Annotated in this window: 22 protein-coding genes; 14 read left to right on the top strand and 8 right to left on the bottom strand. The window is 70.3% G+C overall.

The genetic code is table 11. From position 1 onward, the window contains the following. Positions 1-19 precede the first annotated feature (19 nt). The gene (locus HY049_08130) at positions 20-226 is read left to right on the top strand and encodes a hypothetical protein (protein MBI3448865.1); all 207 of its coding nucleotides are present in this window, start codon (positions 20-22) and stop codon (positions 224-226) included. Here the strand turns inward: HY049_08130 and HY049_08125 are convergent. After that, positions 210-803, bottom strand: coding sequence for a TetR/AcrR family transcriptional regulator (locus HY049_08125; GenBank protein MBI3448864.1), 594 nt, complete (start codon positions 801-803; stop codon positions 210-212). The genes HY049_08130 and HY049_08125 overlap by 17 nt on opposite strands. Positions 804-1062: 259 nt before the next feature. Here HY049_08125 and shc point away from each other — a divergent pair, with 259 nt between their 5' ends. The 10 genes from shc to HY049_08075 all read left to right on the top strand — a co-directional run bounded on the left by shc (position 1063) and on the right by HY049_08075 (position 11774). Continuing rightward, the gene (shc, locus tag HY049_08120) at positions 1063-3090 is read left to right on the top strand and encodes a squalene--hopene cyclase (protein MBI3448863.1); all 2028 of its coding nucleotides are present in this window, start codon (positions 1063-1065) and stop codon (positions 3088-3090) included. Continuing rightward, on the top strand, positions 3087-4088 hold the full coding sequence (gene hpnH, locus HY049_08115) for an adenosyl-hopene transferase HpnH (GenBank protein ID MBI3448862.1): 1002 nt from the start codon (positions 3087-3089) through the stop codon (positions 4086-4088). Before shc ends, hpnH begins: the two co-directional genes overlap by 4 nt. 17 nt (positions 4089-4105) lie before the next feature. Then, positions 4106-5101 carry an NAD-dependent epimerase/dehydratase family protein gene (locus HY049_08110; GenBank protein ID MBI3448861.1) on the top strand — a complete coding sequence of 332 codons (996 nt, stop codon included), beginning with the start codon at positions 4106-4108 and terminating at the stop codon, positions 5099-5101. Next, the gene (locus HY049_08105; GenBank protein ID MBI3448860.1) at positions 5098-5877 is read left to right on the top strand and encodes a hypothetical protein; all 780 of its coding nucleotides are present in this window, start codon (positions 5098-5100) and stop codon (positions 5875-5877) included. Before HY049_08110 ends, HY049_08105 begins: the two co-directional genes overlap by 4 nt. Positions 5878-5897: 20 nt before the next feature. Beyond that, positions 5898-6944: a type 2 isopentenyl-diphosphate Delta-isomerase gene (locus HY049_08100; protein ID MBI3448859.1), complete on the top strand. Its 1047-nt coding sequence runs from the start codon at positions 5898-5900 to the stop codon at positions 6942-6944. Between the two features lie 37 nt (positions 6945-6981). Further along, positions 6982-7917: a squalene/phytoene synthase family protein gene (locus HY049_08095; protein ID MBI3448858.1), complete on the top strand. Its 936-nt coding sequence runs from the start codon at positions 6982-6984 to the stop codon at positions 7915-7917. Further along, positions 7910-9862: a 1-deoxy-D-xylulose-5-phosphate synthase gene (locus HY049_08090; GenBank protein ID MBI3448857.1), complete on the top strand. Its 1953-nt coding sequence runs from the start codon at positions 7910-7912 to the stop codon at positions 9860-9862. The genes HY049_08095 and HY049_08090 overlap by 8 nt, the downstream gene beginning before the upstream one ends. Before the next feature lie 79 nt (positions 9863-9941). After that, the gene (locus HY049_08085; protein MBI3448856.1) at positions 9942-10259 is read left to right on the top strand and encodes a c-type cytochrome; all 318 of its coding nucleotides are present in this window, start codon (positions 9942-9944) and stop codon (positions 10257-10259) included. Between the two features lie 185 nt (positions 10260-10444). Continuing rightward, the gene (locus tag HY049_08080; GenBank protein MBI3448855.1) at positions 10445-11332 is read left to right on the top strand and encodes an SDR family oxidoreductase; all 888 of its coding nucleotides are present in this window, start codon (positions 10445-10447) and stop codon (positions 11330-11332) included. A gap of 31 nt (positions 11333-11363) precedes the next feature. Further along, on the top strand, positions 11364-11774 hold the full coding sequence (locus tag HY049_08075; GenBank protein MBI3448854.1) for an OsmC family protein: 411 nt from the start codon (positions 11364-11366) through the stop codon (positions 11772-11774). Between the two features lie 12 nt (positions 11775-11786). Here HY049_08075 and HY049_08070 read toward each other — a convergent pair whose 3' ends face one another. The 4 genes from HY049_08070 to HY049_08055 form a co-directional block, all read right to left on the bottom strand. Beyond that, positions 11787-13184, bottom strand: a complete 1398-nt coding sequence (locus tag HY049_08070) for a type IV pilus twitching motility protein PilT (GenBank protein ID MBI3448853.1) — start codon at positions 13182-13184, stop codon at positions 11787-11789. A gap of 117 nt (positions 13185-13301) precedes the next feature. Continuing rightward, entirely contained in the window at positions 13302-13793 is a 492-nt protein-coding gene (locus tag HY049_08065; protein MBI3448852.1) for a hypothetical protein, read from the bottom strand. A gap of 130 nt (positions 13794-13923) precedes the next feature. Beyond that, complete coding sequence (locus tag HY049_08060) at positions 13924-14820, bottom strand: TIGR01777 family protein (protein MBI3448851.1); 897 nt, start codon at positions 14818-14820, stop codon at positions 13924-13926. A 10-nt stretch (positions 14821-14830) separates the two neighbouring features. Then, positions 14831-15385 (bottom strand): isoprenylcysteine carboxylmethyltransferase family protein, encoded by a 555-nt coding sequence (locus HY049_08055; GenBank protein MBI3448850.1) that lies wholly within the window; start codon positions 15383-15385, stop codon positions 14831-14833. A gap of 172 nt (positions 15386-15557) precedes the next feature. Between HY049_08055 and HY049_08050 the strand changes: the two genes are divergently transcribed. Further along, a complete protein-coding gene (locus HY049_08050) occupies positions 15558-17006 on the top strand; it encodes a P-loop NTPase (protein MBI3448849.1) in 1449 nt (482 codons plus the stop codon). Positions 17007-17015: 9 nt separating this feature from the next. On the opposite strand, the gene HY049_08045 is transcribed toward HY049_08050, so the two are convergent. Together HY049_08045 and HY049_08040 are read right to left on the bottom strand one after the other, a co-directional pair. Continuing rightward, a complete protein-coding gene (locus HY049_08045) occupies positions 17016-17753 on the bottom strand; it encodes a hypothetical protein (protein MBI3448848.1) in 738 nt (245 codons plus the stop codon). Between the two features lie 165 nt (positions 17754-17918). Further along, complete coding sequence (locus HY049_08040) at positions 17919-18881, bottom strand: PEGA domain-containing protein (GenBank protein ID MBI3448847.1); 963 nt, start codon at positions 18879-18881, stop codon at positions 17919-17921. A 117-nt stretch (positions 18882-18998) separates the two neighbouring features. Between HY049_08040 and HY049_08035 the strand changes: the two genes are divergently transcribed. Next, a complete protein-coding gene (locus HY049_08035; protein ID MBI3448846.1) occupies positions 18999-19757 on the top strand; it encodes a chlorite dismutase family protein in 759 nt (252 codons plus the stop codon). A gap of 10 nt (positions 19758-19767) precedes the next feature. On the opposite strand, the gene HY049_08030 is transcribed toward HY049_08035, so the two are convergent. Beyond that, positions 19768-20202 carry a hypothetical protein gene (locus tag HY049_08030; GenBank protein MBI3448845.1) on the bottom strand — a complete coding sequence of 145 codons (435 nt, stop codon included), beginning with the start codon at positions 20200-20202 and terminating at the stop codon, positions 19768-19770. A 71-nt stretch (positions 20203-20273) separates the two neighbouring features. On the opposite strand from HY049_08030, the gene HY049_08025 reads away from it, so the two are divergent. Next, the gene (locus tag HY049_08025; GenBank protein MBI3448844.1) at positions 20274-20480 is read left to right on the top strand and encodes a hypothetical protein; all 207 of its coding nucleotides are present in this window, start codon (positions 20274-20276) and stop codon (positions 20478-20480) included. Positions 20481-20804: the final 324 nt, after the last annotated feature.

Here is a 20804-nt window from a genome sequence, read left to right as displayed (position 1 = left end):
GACGACGATCTACATCAGCGTGACGACGCGCGGCGGAAAATCGTGGCGCCCCGTGACGGCCGCGCGCCTCGGCGACGACGTGTACCGGATCACAGGTAAGAAGTCGGCCGCCGCCGGCGAGGAATGGCCGTTCGAGCCGGGGGACGTCGTCCGGTGCAAGCCCTACGAGCTGACCGACAACGATCTTGTGCTGGTCGCCTACGAGAAGGTCACGACGGTGGCGTGAGGGGGTCGGCCCTCAGCGCCTGGATCGCCCGATCGACGGTCGTGCGATAGATCTTCCGGAACTGCGCGACGTCGCCGCCGAACCGGTTCATGCGGTGCAGCGTGACGAGCCCGTGAGCCGTCGACCAGAGGAAGACCGCCGTCTCGATCGGATCCGCCCTCTTGAAGATCCCCATCTCCATGCATATCGCCACCTGCTCGACGGCGACCTTGAAGGTCGAGCGATTGTGCCTCTCGAGCTCCTCCGAGAGCCGCGTCGCGGGGCTCGGGACCAGGAAGGCGAGATCGAAGTATCGCGGCTGCTCGAGGGCGAACGTGAGGTAGGCGTCGATCAGCCCCGAGAGCCTCTGGTAAGGATCCGGCGCGTTCAGCGCCGGGTCCAGGTAGGCCGAGAGCATCGCGAGCCCCGCGCTGATCAGCTCGTCGAGGATCTCGTCCTTGTCCTTGTAATGGCGGTAGATCGCGGTCGCGGTGACGCCGACGCGGTCGGCGATCTTCCGCATCGAGACCCCCTCGACCCCCTCGGTGAGAAAAAGATGGTGCGCCGCGCTCGAGATCCGGACCTTCAGGTCGCTCATGGGTCCCTCACTCTACCATCCTCCCTGAAAAGCCGCGACGGGTGGGGGTTCCGCGATGTCGGCGGGCGTTAACATCGATCCCGGGGTCCCGCGGCGGCGCGTCGTCTCGAAAAGACTGATTTCAGACGATTTAATCGCACGACGACCCTTTGATCCCTTTTTCTTCTTTTCCCCCTTCCGTTAACAGCGTAACCCCGGCTAGCATCACACGCCCCGCGTGCGCTTTGATTCCAAGGGACTGGTTCGGAGAGAGACAGGCATGGCCGAGCTTCAGCTAACTGGATCCGGATCCCCGTCGCCGGCACCCTCGCCGGGCGGGGTCGTCGAATCCGAGAATCACCTCGATCAGGCGATCGCCGCCGCGCAGCGTTACCTCCTGTCGATCCAGGCCGAGGACGGGCACTGGTGCGGCGAGCTCGAGGGGGACACGATCCTCGAGTCAGAGTACGTGATGCTCATGTACTTCCTCGGGCGGGCTCACGAGGAGAAGGTCTGGAAGGCGGCCAGCTTCCTTCGGGGCAAGCAGGCCGGGCACGGCGGATGGTCGGTCTATCCCGGCGGCCCCGTCGACGTCAGCGCCTCCACCAAGGCGTACTTCGCGCTGAAGCTCCTCGGGGACAACCCCAACGAGCCGCACATGGAGCGGGCGCGCCGCGCGATTCTCGCGAAGGGGGGCCTCGAGGCCTGCAACTCCTTCACCAAGATCTATCTCGCCATCTTCTGCCAGTACCCGTGGGAGAAGTGCCCGTCGGTTCCACCGGAGCTGATCCTCTTCCCCCGCAAGTTCTACCTCAACATCTATCAGATGTCGTCCTGGTCGCGGGCCATCCTCGTCCCGCTCAGCATCATCAGCGCCCGCCGGCCGAAGTGCCCCGTGCCGCCGCAGGCGTCGATCCAGGATCTCATCTCCGACCGCCCCCCGAAGCCGAAGCGGAGCGCGTGGACCTCGTTCTTCTACGCGGTCGACGCGGTGGTGAAGCGCCTCGAGCAGCTCCCGTACGGGAAGCTCCGCGAGATCGCCCTCGAGAGGGCCGAGCGCTGGACGCTCGAGCGGCTCGAGTCGAGCGACGGCCTCGGGGCGATTTTCCCGCCGATCGTCAACACCATCTACGCCCTCTGCGCGCGCGGGTACGCCCCGGCGCATCCGGCCGTTCAGGCGCAGGTCCGGCAGCTCGAGCGGCTCGAGATCGAGGAGGAGACGACGCTGCGGCTCCAGCCGTGCTTCTCCCCCGTGTGGGACACCGCCTACGCGCTGAACGCGATGGTCGGATCGGGCCTGCCTCCCGACTCTCCGTCGGTCGTGAAGGCGGCGCGGTGGCTCCTCGATCGCCGGGGAGATCACCGGGGCGACTGGGCCGTCACGAAGGACAAGGGACACGACAAGAGGGTTCCCGCCGGCTGGTACTTCGAGTACGCCAACCCGTTCTATCCGGACTGCGACACGACCGCGCAGGTCCTGACGTCCCTCTCGAAGGTCGAGATGCCGCGCGCGACGGAGCACTCCCGCTGCCAGCGCGCGATCTACGAGGGGCACGAGTGGCACCTCGGCATGCAGAACGCCGACGGCGGCTGGGCCGCGTTCGATCGCGGCTGCGACAAGGAGATCCTCACCAAGGTCCCGTTCGCCGATCACAACGCGATGATCGATCCGAGCACCGCCGACCTGACGGCGCGCGGGCTCGAGGCGATGGCCGAGATAGGCTTCGGCGCCGATTACCCTCCCGCGCGGCGCGCCATCCGGTTCATGAAGCGCCACCAGGAGCCGGACGGCGCCTGGTTCGGCCGGTGGGGGTGCAACTACCTCTACGGCACCTACCTCGCGCTCTGGGGCCTGTCGCGGATCGGGCTCAAGCCCGGAGACGGCGCGGTCCGGCGGGGAGCGGCGTGGCTCAAGTCGGTGCAGAACGCCGACGGCGGATGGGGCGAATCGCTCGCGTCGTACGAGAACCCGTCCGAGCGCGGCAAGGGGCCGAGCACGCCGTCGCAAACGGCGTGGGCGGTGCTCGGGCTGATCGCGGCGGGCGAGCGCGACGCCGAGTCGGTGCGCCGCGGCGTCCGGTTCCTCCTGGCGCGTCAGGCCGAGAACGGCGCCTGGCCCGAGGAGGAGTGGACGGGCACGGGCTTCCCGCGCGTCTTCTACCTGAGATACCACCTCTACCCCGTCTACTTCCCGCTGCTCGCGCTCGGGGAGTTCGCGCGCCACGAGCCGCGTCACCGCCGCGCGCGCGCCGAGTCCACGGAGAGAAAGCACCTGCACCTCGTCCACACCGGAGATCACGCCCGATGAGATTCCCGCTCCACATCACGACCGACACGATCTGGCACCAGGCCCGCCAGGCCCTTCGCGGGAACCGCCGATACCCCTACGTGCTGATGCTCGAGCCCCTGTACGCCTGCAACCTCGCCTGCATCGGCTGCGCCACCGAGCGCCACACCGGCAAGGTGGCCGACCGTCTCTCGCTCGAGCAGTGCCTCAAGGCCGTGGACGACAGCGGCGCTCCGGGCGTCTCGATCTGCGGAGGCGAGCCGACGATCTTCCCCGAGCTCCCGGAGCTGGTCGCGGGGATCATCGCCAGGAAGCGCCACATCTATTTGTGCACCAACGCCCTGCTCCTCGACACCAAGGTCTACGGGGTGATCCCACCGCACAAGCGCCTCACGATCAACGTCCATCTCGACGGGATGCGGAAGACGCACGATCGCGTCTGCGCGAGCGAGGGGGTCTTCGACAAGGCCGTCGAGATGATCCGCGAGGGGAAGAAGCGCGGGTACCACGTCATGACCAACACGACGGTCTTCAAGGACACCGAGATCGGCGAGGTGAAGGCCCTGTGCGAGCTGACGCGCAGCCCCGGGGTCGACGGGATGCTCGTGGCGCCGGGGTACCACTACGAGTCGGTGGAGCAGAACATCTTCCTGACGCGCGACGAGATCCACAAGAAGTTCAAGAAGATCCTGGGCTTCTCGAAGCACTACCGCCTCACCTCGACCCCGATGTTCCTCGAGTTCGCGGCGGGCCTCCGGGATCTCAAGTGCTCGCCGTGGAGCACCGTCACCTACACCCCTCGCGGGTGGAAGGGCCCCTGCTACCTCATCGGCCAGAAGTACACGCACTCGTGGGACGAGTTCTGGACCGGGACCGACTGGAAGTACTGGGAGTCGCGCCAGGACGATCGCTGCCAGAACTGCGCGATGCACTCCGGGTTCGAGGCCTCCGGGGTGAGGGAGGCTCGCCAGAGCCCGAAGGAGATGGTGCGGCTCGCCGCGTGGAACCTGCTCGGCTGAGGAGCGGGAGGGCTCGGATGAAGGTCTGCGTCACGGGGGCGACGGGGTTCGTCGGCTGGCATCTGATGGAGGCGCTCCTCGCCCGCGGGGACGCCGTGAGGTGCTTCGTCCGCCCCGAGAGCGCGGGGCTGCTCGCGGGGCGCCCCGTCGAGATCGCGAAGGGGGACCTGACGGATCCCGACGCCGTGTCGCGCGCCGTCGAGGGAACCGAGGCGGTCTACCACTGCGCCGCCGACTACCGGCTGTACGTCCCGAACCCCTCCGCCATGTACGGGGCGAACGTGGAGGGAACGCGCCACGTCATGCGCGCCGCGGCGCAGGCCGGCGTGAAGCGCGTCGTCTACACGAGCACCGTCGGCGCCCTCGGCCTCCACGCGTCGGGGGCTCCCGCCGACGAGCGCGCCCCGGTGACGATCGACGACATGGTCGGGCACTACAAGAGGAGCAAGTTTCTCGCCGAGCGCGTCGCCGAGGAGTGGGCGGCGAAGGGGCTCCCCGTCGTCATCGTGAACCCCTCGACCCCGGTGGGAGAGCGCGACGTGAAGCCCACCGCGACCGGCCGGATGATCCTCGACTTCCTGCGCGGCCGGATCCCGGCGTACGTCGACACCGGACTGAACCTCATCGACGTGCGCGACGCCGCGGCGGGGCACATCCTGGCGATGGAGCGCGGGCGCGTCGGCGAGAAGTACATCCTGGGCTGCCGCAACATGGAGCTGAAGGAGATCCTCGGGATGCTCGCCGGCATCGCGGGGCTCAGGGCGCCGCGGATGCGCGTGCCGCACTGGGTGCCTCTCACCGTCGCGGCCATCGACACGGGGCTCGCGAGGATGCGCGGAGGGGCGCCGCGGTTCGAGCTCGACGCGGTGAGGCTCTCGCGCAAGAAGATGTTCTTCGATCCGGGCAAGGCCGTGCGCGAGCTCGGATTGCCCCAGACTCCGGTGGAAGAGCCCCTCAGGCGGGCGGTTGCGTGGTTCCGGCAAAGCGGATACGTGACCGGGGAGGCCGCTTGAGCGCGATCGGGGCCGCCGTCCGCCCGCAGAGCGCCGTCACGGGCCCGATTCTCGTCATCGCCGCCCTTCCCGAGGAGATCGCCCCGCTGCGGAAGGCGCTGGTGACCGCGCGCCGCCTCAGGCTCGGCGGCTGCGATGCCGCCCTCGGCCGCCTCGACGGGATACCCGCCGTCATCGCGAGCACCGGCGACGGCGCGGCGCGGGCGGCCCGCGGCCTCCGCGCGATCCTCGACGCCATCCCCATCTCCCGACTTCTCGTCGTCGGCCTCGCCGGAGGGCTGACCCCCTCCCTCGCGGCCGGCCGCCTCGTCGTGGCGCGCGAAGTGAACGAGTCCGGCGGCGCCGTCCCCGCTCCCGACGCCGCGTGGATGGCCCGCGCCGTGCGCGACGCGGGGGCGACTCCCGCGACGCTGGTGTCCGTCCCCGAAATCCTCGTCACGCCGTCTTCGAAAGCGCGGGCTCTCGCGGCGCTTCCCGGCAGGGACGCCGCCGCAGTCGACCTGGAGAGCGCCGCCTTCGCCAGGGGGGCGGCGGAAGCCGGGATCCCGTACCTCATCCTGCGATCCATCTCCGACGCCGCCGGCGAGGCGCTGCCGCTCGACTTCAACGCCCTCCGGGATCGCGACGGGGGCGTCGATCGGACGCGCGTCGCTCTCGCGGCGCTGCGCCGGCCGTCGCTCATCGCGCCGCTCTGGGCGCTCCGGGGGCGGATGAAGTCCGGGGCCGCGGATCTTGCCCGCGCGGCGCGCGCGGTCCTCGCGGGAGGCGCGCGGTGAGCCCCGTCAAGCCGGTCGCAATCCGCAAGCGCTTCCCGGCGGCCGCGCGGCCCGAGCCGAGGGACCGGAAGGCCGAGCACATCCGGCTCGCGCTCGATCCCGCCCTGCGCCCCGCCCGGAACCCCTTCGACGATTACCGGTTCGAGCACCGGGCGCTCCCCGAGGTCGACTTCGACGCCATCGACGTGTCGTGCGAGTTCCTGGGCCACCGCCTGGCGGCGCCGATCCTCATCTCGTGCATGACCGGCGGGACGAAGGACGCGACGCGCATCAACCGGAACCTCGCGTCGGCGGCGGAATCCTGCGGCATCGCCGTGGGGGTCGGCTCGCAGCGCAAGGCGTTCGAGGATCCCGCCACCGAGGCCTCGTTCCGCATCCGCCCGGTCGCCCCCTCGGTGCCGATCCTCGCGAACCTCGGCGCCGTGCAGCTCAACTACGGGTTCGGCCCCGCCGAATGCCGCCGCGCCGTCGAGATGATCGACGCCGACGCGCTGGTGCTCCACCTCAACCCGTTGCAGGAGGCGATCCAGCCGGAGGGGCAGCGGAACTTCGCGGGCCTCCTCGCGAAGATCGCCGCCGTCGCGCGAGACCTGGAGTTCCCCGTCATCGTCAAGGAGATCGGCTGCGGGATCTCCAGGGACGTGGCCGAGCAGCTCCTCCTGGCCGGCGTGCGCATCCTCGACACGGCCGGCGCGGGCGGGACGAGCTGGGCGCGGATCGAGGCGGCGAGGGCGGACGACGCCGAGAGGGGGGATCGCTTCGCCGAATGGGGGATCCCGACGCCCGTGGCGATCCGCCGGCTTCGCGGCCTGCCCGGCCTCACGATCATCGGCAGCGGAGGTGTGCGGCACGGCGTGGACGCGGCGAAGGCGATCGCCTCGGGGGCCGATCTCGTCGGCGTCGCCCACCGGTTCCTGCAGGCGGCCGACCGATCGGGCGTGGAGGTCATCGATCTGGTCCGCCGGTTCGTCGAGGAGCTGAAGACCACGATGTTCTGCGTCGGCGCGGGGTCCCTCGCGGATCTCAGGCGCGCGCCGCTCAATCCCGTGGGTGCGGACCTTGACTAGCTCGCACGGCGCCGCCGCGGTGCGCACGGAGTCCCCGTTGCTGGATCATCTCCTTCAGGCGAGCAGTCGCACCTTCGCGTTGACGATCCCCCTTCTGGGGGAGCCGACGCGCCGCGAGGTCACGGTCGCCTACCTGCTCTTCAGGGTGGCTGACTCACTCGAGGACTCCACGCTCTGGGCCCGGGAGAAGAAGCTCCTCGAGCTCGAGGGTCTCGCGCGGTTTCTCGAGAGGCCGTCGGGCGCGGGGGCGTCGGATCTCGCGACCCGGTGGGTGGCGGACCCTCCGCTCGAGCACGCTGGGTACGTCGAGCTGCTGCGCGATTTCCCCGAGGTGATGCGGGCGGCGTCCGCGATGTCGCCTCAAGCCTTCAGCCTGGTCGCCTCCCACACCGCCCGGACCTGCCGCGCCATGGCGGCCTTCGTCGCGCGGGAGGAGCAGGGGGTCCTGCGCCTTCGCGATCTGGCCGATCTGAAGGCATACTGTTACGCTGTCGCAGGGATCGTGGGTGAGATGCTGACCGAGCTCTTCCTCCTGACGGGGGGAGGGGTCGCGGGGGTGGCCGCGGACCTGAGGCGGGATGCCGCCGCGTTCGGGGAGGCCCTGCAGCTCGTGAACATTCTGAAGGACACGGCCGCCGACGCCGTCGAGGGGCGCCACTACCTTCCCGACGGGCTGAGCCGCTCTCAGGTCTTCTCGCACGCGCGCCTCGATCTCGGGATCGCGGCCGGATACTGCGGGAGGCTCGAGAGCGTGTCCGCCGATCGCGGCATCGTCGCGTTCACCGCTCTTCCCATTCTCCTCGCCCGCGCGACGCTCGATCGGGTGGAGGAGCGCGGCCCCGGGGCGAAGATCACCCGGGCGGAGGTCACGGCGCTCGTCGCCGCGCTCCACGAGGCCCTCGCGCGCGGCGCGGCGGCCCGGCTTTTCGAAATCGACCCGGGCCGTCGCCCGGAAAGGGGCCCGAATGGATAGCAAGACCGTTCTCGACGAGACGCTGACTCCGGCGAAGCTGAAGGCCATGACGATTCCTCAGCTCACGGATCTCGCCACCCGCATCCGCACCGCGATCTGCGACCAGGTGGCGAGGAGCGGAGGGCACCTCGCCCCGAACCTCGGGGTCGTCGAGCTGACCATCGCGCTGCACTACGTCTTCGACTTCGGGCACGACCGGCTCCTCTTCGACGTCGGCCACCAGTGCTACACCCACAAGCTCCTCACCGGGAGGAGGCCGCTCCTCGACAAGCTGCGCCAGCGCGGCGGGATGTCCGGCTTCCCGGAGCCCCAGGAGAGCCCGTACGATCTCTTCAGCGTCGGCCACGCGGGCACGGGTGTCTCGACGGCGATCGGCATGGCGCGCGGCGACCTCCTCGGCGGCGAGGCCGATCGCAAGGCGGTCGTCCTGGTCGGCGACGCGGCCATCGTGAACGGCGTCTCCCTCGAGGGGCTCAACAACGCGGGCACGCTGAAGCGCCAGTTCCTCGTCGTCCTCAACGACAACGGGATGTCGATCGGCAAGCCGCAGGGGGCGCTCGCGGGCTACTTCGACAAGATCCGCCTGAGCCAGCGCTTCACCGACCTGAAGGACCGCGCGCGCGGCGTGCTGAAGCACGTGCCGGCGGGGCATGCCCTCGAGGAGATGTACCACCGCCTCGGCGAGGTGACGAAGGCGGCCCTCGATCACACGCACCTCTTCGATCACTTCGGCCTCACGTGCATCGGCCCGATCGACGGCCACGACATCGGCGTTCTCATCGAGATGCTGAAGGAGGTCAAGGAGATCGATCGCCCGGTCCTCCTGCACGTCAAGACCGTGAAGGGGAAGGGGTTCGACTTCTCGTCCGAGGATCCCACGACGTTCCACTCGCCGTCCCCGTTCAAGGTGAACGGCTGCCGCGTCGAGCTCGACAAGGGGGGGCGCTCGTTCACCGCGGCCTTCGGCGAGGCGATGATAGATCTCATGAACCGCGACCCGAAGGTCGTGGCCGTCACCGCCGGCATGGCGGACGGCACCGGCCTCTCGAAGGTCATCCCGCAGTTCCCGGAGCGCGCCTTCGACGTGGGGATCGCCGAGTCCCACGGCGTCGACATGTGCGCCGGGATGGCGAAGACGGGGATGCGCCCCTTCGCCGTCATCTACTCGACCTTCATGCAGCGCGCCTTCGACCAGGCCTTCCAGGAGGTGTCGCTGCAGAGCCTGCCCGTGCGCTTCTGCATGGATCGTGCGGGGCTGGTCGGCGGCGACGGCGCCGTCCACCACGGCTTCCTCGACGTGGCCTTCCTGAGGGGCCTTCCCGGGATGGTCCTCATGGCGGCGCGCGACGAGGCCACGCTCAAGGGCGCGCTCGAGTTCATGCGCGGCTACGATCAGGGCCCGTCCGCGCTCCGGTACCCGCGCGAGAAGGTCCCCGAGCCCCTTCCCGGTCCGCTGCCGCCGTTCGAGCTGGGCCGCGCCCACCGCCTCGTGGAGGGGAGCGACGCCGCGATCCTCGCGTACGGCTTTCCGGTGAACAGCGCGCTCGCCGCGCAGCGGACGCTCGCCGACGAAGGGCACAGCGTCGCGGTCTACGACGCCCGGTTCGCCAAGCCGATCGATCGCGATCTCATCCGCCGCCTCGTCGAGGCGGGGACGCCCATCGTCACGGTGGAGGATCACCAGGTCATGGGCGGTTTCGGCTCCTGCGTGCTCGAGGCGTGCAACGAGATGCACCTCGAGACCTCCTCGATCTCGAGGCTCGGCCTCCCCGATCGCTTCATCGGGCACGGCTCGCGCAAGGACCAGCAGGCCGAGGCGGGGATCGACGCCGCCTCGATCGCCGGGAAGGTGCGGGAGATCCTCCGTGAGCGCCTGCCGGCCGCGACCGGCACCGGAGCCGCCATGGCGACGGCGCCCCGCCGATCGGCGGTCCGCACGCGCTAGAATGTCCGCACGTCCCGCGCATCGCCCGCATGCTCGGAGCGTCTCGCCTCCGCACCGGAGGACAAGAGGAGAAGGAAGGATGAGGAAGCCGATCTGCCTGCTCGTCGTTGCCGCACTGTTCCTGGCGTTCGTTCCGGCCGCCGTGGCCGAGGACGGGAAGACGCTCTTCGATGCCAAGTGCGCTCTCTGTCACGGCAAGGACGGGGTCGCCAAGTCGACCGGCAAGGGATCGAAGAACTTCAACGACGCCGAGTTCCAGAAGACGGCGACGGTCGAGTCGATCACCAAGTTGATGACGGACGGGAAGAACAAGATGCCGTCGTTCAAGGAGAAGCTGAACGCCGAGCAGATGAAGATGATCGCCGATCACGTGAAGACGCTCGGCGCGGCGAAGTAACCGGAACGGCACGGCTTCAAGGCGCCGGGGGGCGGCAGCGCTCCCCGGCGACTTTTTCCCGGGACCTCAGGCGGCCCGCGCGGCCGGCGACGGTCCGGCCGGAGGTTGACGTGAGACGATTCGCGCCGGCGCTCGCGTGCGCCCTCGCCGACACCATCCCCGCCAGGAAGGGCCCCTAGAGGACGATGCCGCCGAAGAAGGCGCCCCGCACGCCGCCCCATCGAAAGCCCCATCCCGAGCACCCGGCCGCCGATCTCGAGGGCCAGGTCGCGATCGTCGCGGGGGGCGGCCGCGGGATCGGCCGGGCCGTCGCGATCTCGCTCGCCGCGGCGGGCGCCTCGGTCGTGGTCGTCGCGCGGACGGTCGATCAGGTCCAGGAGACGGTCGCGGCGATCAAGGGAGCGGGAGGGCGCGGCGCGGGGATCCCCCTCGACGTCACCAACGACGGCGCCGTCGAGAAGATGGTCCAGCGCGTCGAGCGCGAGACCGGCCGCGTCGACCTCCTCGTGAACAGCGCCGCGATGGGCGCGCCGTTCGGCCCGCTGGCCGAGGTGGACGCCGAGGAGTGGTGGCGCTGCATGGAGGTCAACCTCAGGGGGCCGCTCCTCTGCGCGCGCGCGGTTCTCCCGGGGATGCTGGCGCGGCGGCACGGGCGCATCGTGAGCTTCGCGAGCGGCTCCGGGACCTATCCGGTTCCCAACCTCTCGGCGTACGCCGTCTCCAAGACCGCCCTCCTGAGGTTCACCGAGACGCTGGCCGAAGAGACGCGCGGAACGGGGGTCTCCGCCTTCGCCGTCGGGCCGGGGGCGGTCAGGACCTCGATGGCCGACGCGGTCCTGAGCTCCGAGGCCGCCCGCCGGTGGCTGCCGGACATCGCCCGCCTCTTCGACGAAGGGCACGACGTCCCCCCCGACGCCGCCGCCGCGCTCGTGCGCACCCTCGCGACGGGGCGCGCCGACCGCCTCAGCGGCCGGTTCATCTCGATCGACGACGATCTCGACGCGATGATCGAGCGGGCGGGGGAGATCGATCGCAAGCACCTGTACACGCTGCGGCTTCAGAAGCTGGACTGACGGAAGGTCCCACGCGGGAAAGGAGATCGCCATGGTCGAGATCGACATCGAGTATCTGGGGGATCTCCACTGCACGGCGCGCCACGGGCCGTCGGGCGCCGTCCTCGAGACGGACGCGCCGGCGGACAACCAGGGGAAGGGGGCGGCCTTCTCGCCGACCGATCTCCTGGCGACGTCGCTCGGCGTCTGCATGATGACCACCATGGGGATCTGGGCGCGGCGGCACGGCGTGGACCTCGCGGGGGCGCGCGCTCACGTCACGAAGGAGATGATCGCCGATCCCGACCGGCGCGTCGGACGCCTGGGCGTGACGATCGATCTCCCGACGAAGATCGATCCGAACCAGCGCGCCCCCCTCGAGAGGGCGGGGGTCACCTGCCCGGTCGCGAAGAGCCTCCACCCGACGGTGAAGGTCGAGACGCTCTTCCGCTACGGGGCGTAACGGCCCGGACGCTCAGGCCGCCTCGACCTGGTGGCCGTTGCGCGCGAGGACCGACTTGAACTCCGCCTTCGACGCCGACTTCGCGTAAGCCTCCAGCGGGTCCACCAGCCCCTTCGCCACGAGATCCAGGAGGGCGTCGTTGAGCGTCATCATCCCCATGCCCTTGCTCGTCTGCATGATCGACGGGATCTGGAAGGTCTTCCCCTCGCGGATGAGGTTCGAGACGGCGGCGTTGATGAAGAGCACCTCGAGCGCCGCGACGCGCCCGCCCCCCTTCTTCTTGCACAGCGTCTGCGCGATGACGCCGCGGAGCGACTCCGAGAGCATCACGCGGATCTGGCTCTGCCGGTCCGTCGGGAACTGATCGATCATCCGATCGAGGGCCGACGCCGCGGTGTTCGTGTGGAGCGTGCCGAAGACCAGGTGGCCGGTCTCGGCCGTCTCGATGGCGATGGCGACGGTCTCGAGGTCGCGCATCTCGCCCACGAGGACGATGTCGGGGTCCTCGCGGAGCGCGGCCCGCAGCGCCGCGCGGAAGCCGGCCGTGTGCGCCCCCACCTCGCGCTGGTTGATCAGGCACCTGCGCGTCGGGTAGACGAACTCGATCGGGTCCTCGATCGTGATGATGTGCGACGTGCGGTTCCGGTTGATGTGGTCCACCATCGCCGCCAGCGTCGTCGATTTCCCGGATCCCGTCGGCCCCGTGACGACGACGAGCCCCTTCGAGAGATGGCACAGGTCGAGGATCGGCTTGCTGAGGCCGAGCTTCTCCGCGCTGGGGATCTCGTGGGGAATGACGCGGAAGACGCCCCCCATCCCGTTCCGATCCAGGAAGAGGTTGCAGCGGAACCGCGCGACGCCGGGGATCTGGTGCGAGAAGTCCGCGTCGTGCGTCGTCTCGAACTGCTCGCGGCGATCCGGAGGGGTGATCGACAGGAGCATCTGCGCGAGCCGCTCGGCAGGAACGCTCGCCTCGTCGCCGATCGCGGTGATCTCGCCGTCCTTCCGGTAGAGAGGCGGGTTTCCCGACGTGAGGTGGAGATCGGAGCACCCTTCCTGCACCATCTTCCGGAAGAGCGCGTCCATCGCCGCCGCCGGATCGCCGGACGGTGCGGCCGCGGGGGCGCCGACGGCGCGGAGCGGGCGCGAGGCGGCCGGAGCGGAGGGGGGCCCGGCCGCGGGGGCCGGCGCGTCGGGAGCGTCCGCGGCCGCCGCGACGGGGGCGATCTCGAGGCGCATCCCGTCGCCGAGGCGCGTGGCGACCACGCGGACCGGGCCGGCCGCCGCCGCGTACTCGAAGGTCCGCGAGCCGTCGCCCGCGGCGAGCGTGTCCGCGCCGGCCGGCTGAATCTCCCGCAGGAGGTCCCGCACCTGCTGGAACGTCGCCGGCTGCGCCGAGACGGGGCGCATCTCCGATCCGATGACGAGGGTGAGCCGCTGGCCGGAGGCGACGACGAGGCGATCCGCCTGGAACTGGTGGATCGCCTGGATGAATCGATCGATGTTCGGCACGGACTCTAGGTCCCTTCAGCGCGGTCCGGCGATCGTGATCCGCGCGATGCGATGCTTGTTGATCAGCCGGGCCTGTTTCCCGTCCCTCACGACCAGGAAGTCGTCCGGCAGGTTCAGGAAGTCCTGGAGCCTCCGCTGCCCCTCGGGCATCAGGAAGGTGATCGTGCCGTGCGCGTGAGACGCGTCCTCCAGGACGATCTCAACCGTCATCGTCGTCGCCTGATCCGGCGCGAGGTCCTCGGCCCGCGGCTCTCCCCCCGAGAACTCCTCCTCCGCGGCGACGGTCACGGAGGTCACGGCCTGCCGGCGCAGGAGGACGAGGCCCCCCTTCTTCTCCGACGCCGGGATGAAGACCCCCCGGCCGTTGAAGAGATCGCTCGGCCGCTCGAAGCCGGTGTGTCCCTCGGCGTGCTCGTTCAGGAAGATCCTGAGCGTCGCCGGCTTCTGGCCGAACAGGACGATCTCGACCTGGATCTCGCGCTTGGGGACACGGAACTGTTCGGGCAAGGGGCACTCCGCCGGAGTCGAAGATCGCGTCCACGCTGAATCGGATCCGCGGGACGGGACTTGAGTGCCGGGAGGAGCGAGGACCTCTCGTCGGTGCTGTCGGCTTTTCGGCCCGTCCCCGAACGGCGTCCTACGACAGGATGTCGCGCAGCGCGCCGGCGAGGTCTGGATGGCGGAAGGTGCAGCCGCTCGCAGCGGCCGCACGGGGGACGACGCGCTGGGAGGCGAGGAGCACGGCGGCCATCTCGCCGAAGAGGACGCGCAGGCCGATCGCGGGGACGGGGAAGATGGCCGGACGGTGCAGGGCGGCGGCCAGCTCGCGGGTGAACTCGAGGTTCGTCACCGCCCCCGGGGCCGCGGCGTTGATCGCCCCTGTCAGATCCTCCCGCGACGCGGCGTGGAGGAGCAGCGAGACGACGTCGTCGAGGTGGATCCAGGCCATCCACTGGCGGCCGGAGCCGAGCCGGCCCCCGGCGCCCAGCCTGAACGGCGTGAGCATCTTCGCGAGCGCCCCGCCCCCCGAGCCGAGCACGACGCCGATGCGCGGCGTGACGACGCGCACGCCCAGGGCCGCGGCCTTCGCCGCCTCCCCCTCCCAGGCGACGCAGAGGGTCGCGAGATAGTCGGCTCCGGGTGCCGCCGCCTCGTCGAGCGGCTCATCCCCGCGATCCCCGTAGTACCCGACCGCCGACGCGGAGATCAGCGCCTTCGGCCGCGCCGAGAGACGGCGCATCCCCTCGACGAGGTGCCGCGTCCCGAGGACGCGGCTCTCGTACATGCTCCTCTTCCGCGCGGGGGTCCAGCGGCCGCCGGCGATCGGATCCCCCGCCAGGTTGATGACGACGTCGATTCCGGCGAAGGCGTCGGGAGGAGGCGGCCCCGACGTCGGCTCCCAGGGGAAGGCCGAAACGTCGCCGAGGGCCCGCCGCGCCCGGGCCGGGTCGCGGGTGAGGATGGTGGGGCGGTCCAACTTTTTCACGAGGGCGGCGCCGATGAATCCGGTCGCGCCCGTCACGAGCGCTCGCATCGTCAGGGCCTCACTTCAGGAACGGGATGAACGCGGGGACGCGCCGCGCGTACGCGTCGAAGCCGGCGCCGAACTGGCCCTTGAGGAGCTTCTCCTCGGAGCGCACGCGGATCATCGTGCCGGCGAGGAAGATCGGTCCGGCGATCGCCAGGCCCGCCGGGTGGCCGAAGGACGCCGCGACCGCTAGGAGCTTCCCCAGCATCGCGGTGTAGATCGGGTGGCGCACCACGGAGTACGCCCCCTCCTCCACGAGCCGGTGATCCTCCACCAGCCTTGCCGTGTAACTCCACTGGCGGCCGAGAGTGCGGACGGCCGACAGCCCGAAGAGCACCGAGGCGATCGAGACGATGGGAGCGAAGAGATCCAGAGTGATCTCGAAGGGGCCGAGCGCCGTCCCCGCGAGCGGAATCGGGCGCTGCATCATCCAGATGACGCAGAAGGCGGCCATCTGGAGGTAGATGCCGAACCGGGAGGCAGGCTCCCGCTTCGTCTCGCCGGCTCGCGACGGGCGGCGGCAGAGGACGAAGACCGCGAAGAACGCGGCCCAGCCGATGCAGACGAGCACCCTCGAGACGAGCGGCAGCGTGGCGTACCGGGCGAAGTCGATGGCGGGCTCCTGTCGAGTGCGACGCGGAGAGGATACCCGAAGTTGACAGACCTGGAGGCGGCGCGTAGGATTCGGACAAACGCCGACCGATTTCATCCTTATTTGTCGCGACCCCAAAAAGGAGCCTTCGATGTCCACCCCACCAGCCGCAGGCCCGCGCGAGGAGTCGATCCTCGAGGCCCTGAGAGCGGTCAAGGACCCCGACCTCCACCGCGACATCGTCTCGCTGGGGTTCGTCAAGAACGTCGTCATCCAGGGTGGCGCCGTGAGCCTGGACATCGAGCTGACCACTCCGGCCTGCCCCGTGAAGGACCGCCTGCGCGACGAGGCGACGGCCCTTCTCCGCGCCCTGCCGGGGGTCGCCTCGGTCAGCGTCAACATGACGTCTGCGGTCCGGAAGGCGGGGCCGACCCCGCTCGAGGGGGGGATGAAGCTCGTCCGGAACGCCGTCGCGATCGCGAGCGGCAAGGGGGGCGTCGGCAAGTCCACCGTCTCGACGAACCTCGCCATCGCCCTCGCGCGCACCGGGGCGAAGGTCGGGCTGATGGACGCCGACGTCTACGGCCCCTCCGTGCCGGCGATGCTCGGCGGCACCGAGCGCCCGGACACCAGCGGCTCGGGGAGCGGCATGATCCGCCCCATCGAGCGGCACGGCATCAAGTTCATCTCGATGGGGCTCTTCACGGGGAAGGACACGCCCGTGATCTGGCGCGGGCCGATGGCGACCAAGCTCATCCAGCAGTTCCTCGGGCAGGTCGACTGGGGAGAGCTCGACTACCTGCTCATCGATCTGCCGCCGGGGACCGGCGACGTGCAGCTCACGCTGACGCAGTCGGCGCCCCTCGTCGGCGCGGTGATCGTGACGACCCCCCAGGACGTCGCGGTCGGCGTGACGATGAGAGGCCTCCGGATGTTCGAGCAGGTGCACGTCCCGATCCTCGGCATCGTCGAGAACATGAGCACCTTCATCTGCTCCCACTGCGGCGAGGCGACGGAGATCTTCCGCAAGGGGGGAGGTCGCCGCGCGGCGGAGGAGTTCGGCTTCCCGTTCCTCGGGGAGGTCCCGCTCGACGCGGCCGTGACCGTCGCGGGGGACGCCGGGATCCCCGTGGTCGCCGAGGAGGCGATCGCTTCGGGGGCGCCGTCGGCGAAGGCGTTGATGGCGATCGCCGGCCGGCTCGCGCAGGAGATCAGCATCGTCAACGAGAAGACCGTCTCGATGCGCCACAAGCCGGCCGAGGTGAAGATCGGCGACCTGCACGTCGAGATCAAGTGGAGCGACGCGCACGACAGCAGGTATGCCTTCCGTGACCTGAGGGTCGCGTGCCCCTGCGCCCTGTGCGTCGACGAGTGGACGGGAGAGCCCCGGCTCGATCCCCGGACCATTCCGATGGACGTGCGGCCGCTCGAGTTGAAGAGCGTGGGCCGGTACGCGCTGCAGTTCACCTGGTCGGACGCCCACAACACCGGGATCTACACGTACGACATGCTTCGATCGCTGGATCGGACGGCCCCGGCCGCCGGGATCGAGGCGCCGAAGGGGAGGAGCCTGCCGGTCGTGGGAAGCCATTCCCACTGACGCGCGAGGTCAGCGCGACTGCGCGGCGATCTCCCTGAGCTGATCCGAGATCCGCCGCGCGCGCTCGAAGACCTCCGGCGCGAGGCGCGCCTCGAGCGCGCCGAGCCCGCAGGCCGGCGTGACGAAGGATTGGCGGGCGACCGCAACGAGGCTCGTGAAGGGACCGGCCGCGAGGCGCCACACGTTCACGATCGTCTCGGGGGAGCGCGCGTCCGGCGCCCCCGACGTGCGCACGAGCCCGAGGGAGAGAAGGCCCCCCGACTCCAGGAAGGCGCAACCGTCCGCGCTGTCGAAGAATCCCGGAGCGCCGTCGCTCGCGTCGAGCGAGTAGATGTCGGGATCGACCCGCCGGACGAACGCGGGAGGGAGTGGAGCGCAGCAGTGCAGCCCCGCGAGGGCTCCGGCCTTCCGTATCTCCGCCAGGACCGAGGCGACGGCGCGCTCGCATCGTCCCCCCGCCGCGAGCTCAGCCGGGGGGAGGCTCCCGAGCGACGGCTCGTCCAAGAAGAGGAGCACCGGGTGGCCGAACCGGGTGAGCCTTTCGATCTGCCAGGAGGCGCCAGCGGCCGATCGCCGCGCCATCTCCGCAAGCGCGGGCTCGGATCCGGCGTGGCGCGGGGTGTGCGAGGCGAGGGTGACGGGCCCTGCGACCTGGCCTTTTACTGCGGCGGCGCGAGGGAAGAGGCCGGCCTCCATCGCCGATTCGAACGCCAGGAATCCCGGAGCGTCGGTGAGCTGGTCGGCCATGCTCGCGCCCGGAGATCCGGCGGGGAGCTGGGGCCAGTAGGGGATTTCAGGTGCGGTGGACGCGACGAAGCGGACGGCTTCGCCGGCGTCGACGAAGGGGAGCGAGCCGATCCCGGTGACGCGCCCTTCAGGGGCGAACGAGCCGCGCTCGATTCGCCCCAGGGCTCAGTCCTTCGTCCCGGGCTGAAGGGAGAGCTTGACCGTCTCGGACCCCGCCGGGGCGATGGTCACGGAAACCGATTGGGTCCGGTAGCCGGGGCGCACCGCCTCGAGCGTGTGATCGCCGGCGGCGATCGCCAGCGCTCCGTGAAGGTTTCCGAGCTCGTCCGCCATGCCGAGGAACTCGCCGTCGAGGTAGACGGCCGCGTCCTTCGGCTCGACGCGGATGCGGATGGAGCCCGTCTTCAGGCGGGAGCTCTCACGGGCCGGAGGGTTCGAGGGGGGAGTCGTCGAGGCGTCGTAGCTCGCGGCCGGCGGGGCCGGCACGCCGACCTCGGCGGTCTCGGAGCGCGGGTCCACCCCCTCGCCGTCCGCGAGATCGTAGCGAAGGTCGAGCGCCTCCCCCGCCGCGCTGTGCACGCGCAGCCTCAGGACCTGATGGTCGGGATAGGAGAGCTCGAGGGTGTGATCGCCGGGGGTGATGAAGAGAGGCGTGTAGCTGCTGTTGAAATCACGCGCCTGGCCGACGTCGTAGCCGTCGACCTTGACGGAGGCCTTCCGCGGGCTGATGTGAAGCTCGACCGCCGCCGCCGTGGGGCCGTCGGAGTCGGTGGGGTAGCCGTAGCGGGATGCGGGGTAGCCATAGCCGTACCCCGGGTAGTAAGCCGGGTAGTACCAGGGGTTGTAACCGTAATATCCCCAGGAGGACCAGCCCCAGCCCACTCCGAACCCCCACCAGGGCCATCCCCCGATGACAACGCGCGTGCCCCCGCCGTGGTGACCATTCGGGCCGACCGGCACCGCGTGGCTCCCGACGTTGCGGGATGGCGCCGACCCCGAGCCCCCCTGTCCTGAAGGTGCGTGGCCCCCTTTGTTGCCCCCGCCGGCCAGCGACGGGGCGGGGAGGGCGATGAGGGCGAAGATCGTGACGAGGGGTGCGAGAAATCGAAGCGCGCGATGGGATTTCATGGGGCTCTCCTTCCGGGTTCATTCTAGACCCCGTTCGGCGCGCGTGCGAGGGGTGGGGGCCCTTTCGCGGGGCGTGTTAGACTCGCGCCACCCCCGGGGCACGAGAGGGCATAGCGCATGGAACCGACCGACCATCTCGAGAAATTCACGCCGGATCTCGTCGAGACGGGGGCGCCGCAGCAGGGGGTGCCTCAGACGCTGGCGAAGCGCCTCTTCTGCCAGCTCCATGTCTTCACGGGATGTCTCGACACGGCGCCGGCCGTCGAGGCGGTGAGGCGGAGCGGGCTCGACGCCGCCGTCTACGCCGACGTGAACGACCCGAGGGGGATCGGCGTCCTCGTGATGTCTCAGGACCCCGACGTCTTCTCGCGCTCGTCGCGCGAGCTGCTGGCCCGCGCTCCCTTCGCCGCGCTGACGCCCCTCCCGGACTTCACGATGATGGGGCGCACGTACGCTCTGGGGCGCGAGAGAGACCTCGCCGACTGGCTGCTCAACCACCCCCGCCGCAACGCCCTCGCTCCATCCAACCGCTGGGCGGTCTGGTACCCCCTCCGCCGCACCGGGGCCTTCAACCGGCTGACGCGGCAGGAGCAGGGGCGCATCATGGCCGAGCACGCGTCGATCGGCAGAGGGTACGGCGAGGCGGGGATGGCGGCAGACATCCGCCTCGAGTGCCACGGCCTCGATCGCGACGACAACGAGTTCGTCCTCGGCATCGTCGGCCCGGAGCTCTACCCCCTGTCGAAGCTGATCAAGGACATGAGGGGAACCCGGCAGACTTCGGAATTCATCCAGAGCATGGGCCCCTTCTTCATCGGCCGGACGATCTTCCAGTCGCCGATCCCCGAGAGCGCGAAGGCCCCGGCCGGTTACTGATCCCCGGGGGTCACGGGCAGGGGCTCGCGCTCGCCGCGGTCCCCTGATCCCTCTGGATGCTTCCGTACGTGCCTGTCCCCAGGGGGCAGCGGTTCTGCGCCCGGACCATGAAGTAGCTCGCGTGCCCCGGCGGCGGTGTCGGAAGCGTGAGGAACAGGAAGTTCGAATTGTAGTTGTCGGCGAAGCAGGTCCCGGATCCGAAGCTCCCCGAGCTCGCGACGACGGCGGCGTCGCCCGTGAAGATGTCGTAGACGGTGCTCGACCCCGCCGACGCCGTCTGGCTCGGCCAGAAGAAGAGGGGGTCGGCCCCCGGCGGGAGGGACGGGTCGAGGTCCATGCCACGCACCGGGAAGGGGAAGGCGATGGCGCCCGCGTCGGCGTCGTTGCAGTCGCCGGCGCAGCGTGTCGTCGCAGTCGGGGACGAGCCCCCTCGGGCACGCGACATTTCCGGGAACTCCCGCGCCGTCGCCGTCGAAATCGAAGCAGGCGGGGACGCCGGCCGCGCGCACGCGCCGATTGAGTGAATCCGCGATCAACACGTCGCCCGTCGGCATCAGCGCCACGCCGAAGGGATGGTTCATCCGCGCCTGCAGCGCGGGACCTCCGTCACCTGCGAACCCCGGCACCGGGCAACAGCTCAGGGTCACGATTCCGGCCACGGTGCTGATCGTGCCGCCGGCGGCGTCGACCCGCCTCACGTGCTGCCCCTGCTCGTCCGCGTAGAAAATGTTGCCGGCCGCGTCCGCCACGATCCCCGTGGGCTCCCAGAGCTCGACGGCGGTCGCGGGCACTCCCTCGCCGGAGGACGAGCCGCCCCCGGCGACCGTCCGAATGTTTCCGCTGTTCCCGTCCACGCGCCGGATGCGCGTGCCGGCGCGGTCGGCGATGAAGAGGTTGCCCGCGCCGTCGAGGGCGAGGCCGACGGGCTCGGGGATCGACGCGTTGATCGCCTTGCCGGTGGCGTCGCCCCCGGTCGAGGTCCCATCTCCGGCGTACGTCGTGATGATCCCCGTGACGCCGTCGACGCGACGCACGCGCCGGTTGATG

It is taken from the genome of Acidobacteriota bacterium (assembly GCA_016195325.1).
GTDB lineage: Bacteria > Acidobacteriota > Polarisedimenticolia > JACPZX01 > JACPZX01 > JACPZX01.
The sequence above is the reverse complement of the archived record's forward strand: the minus strand, read 5'-3'. Positions and strand labels throughout refer to the sequence as shown.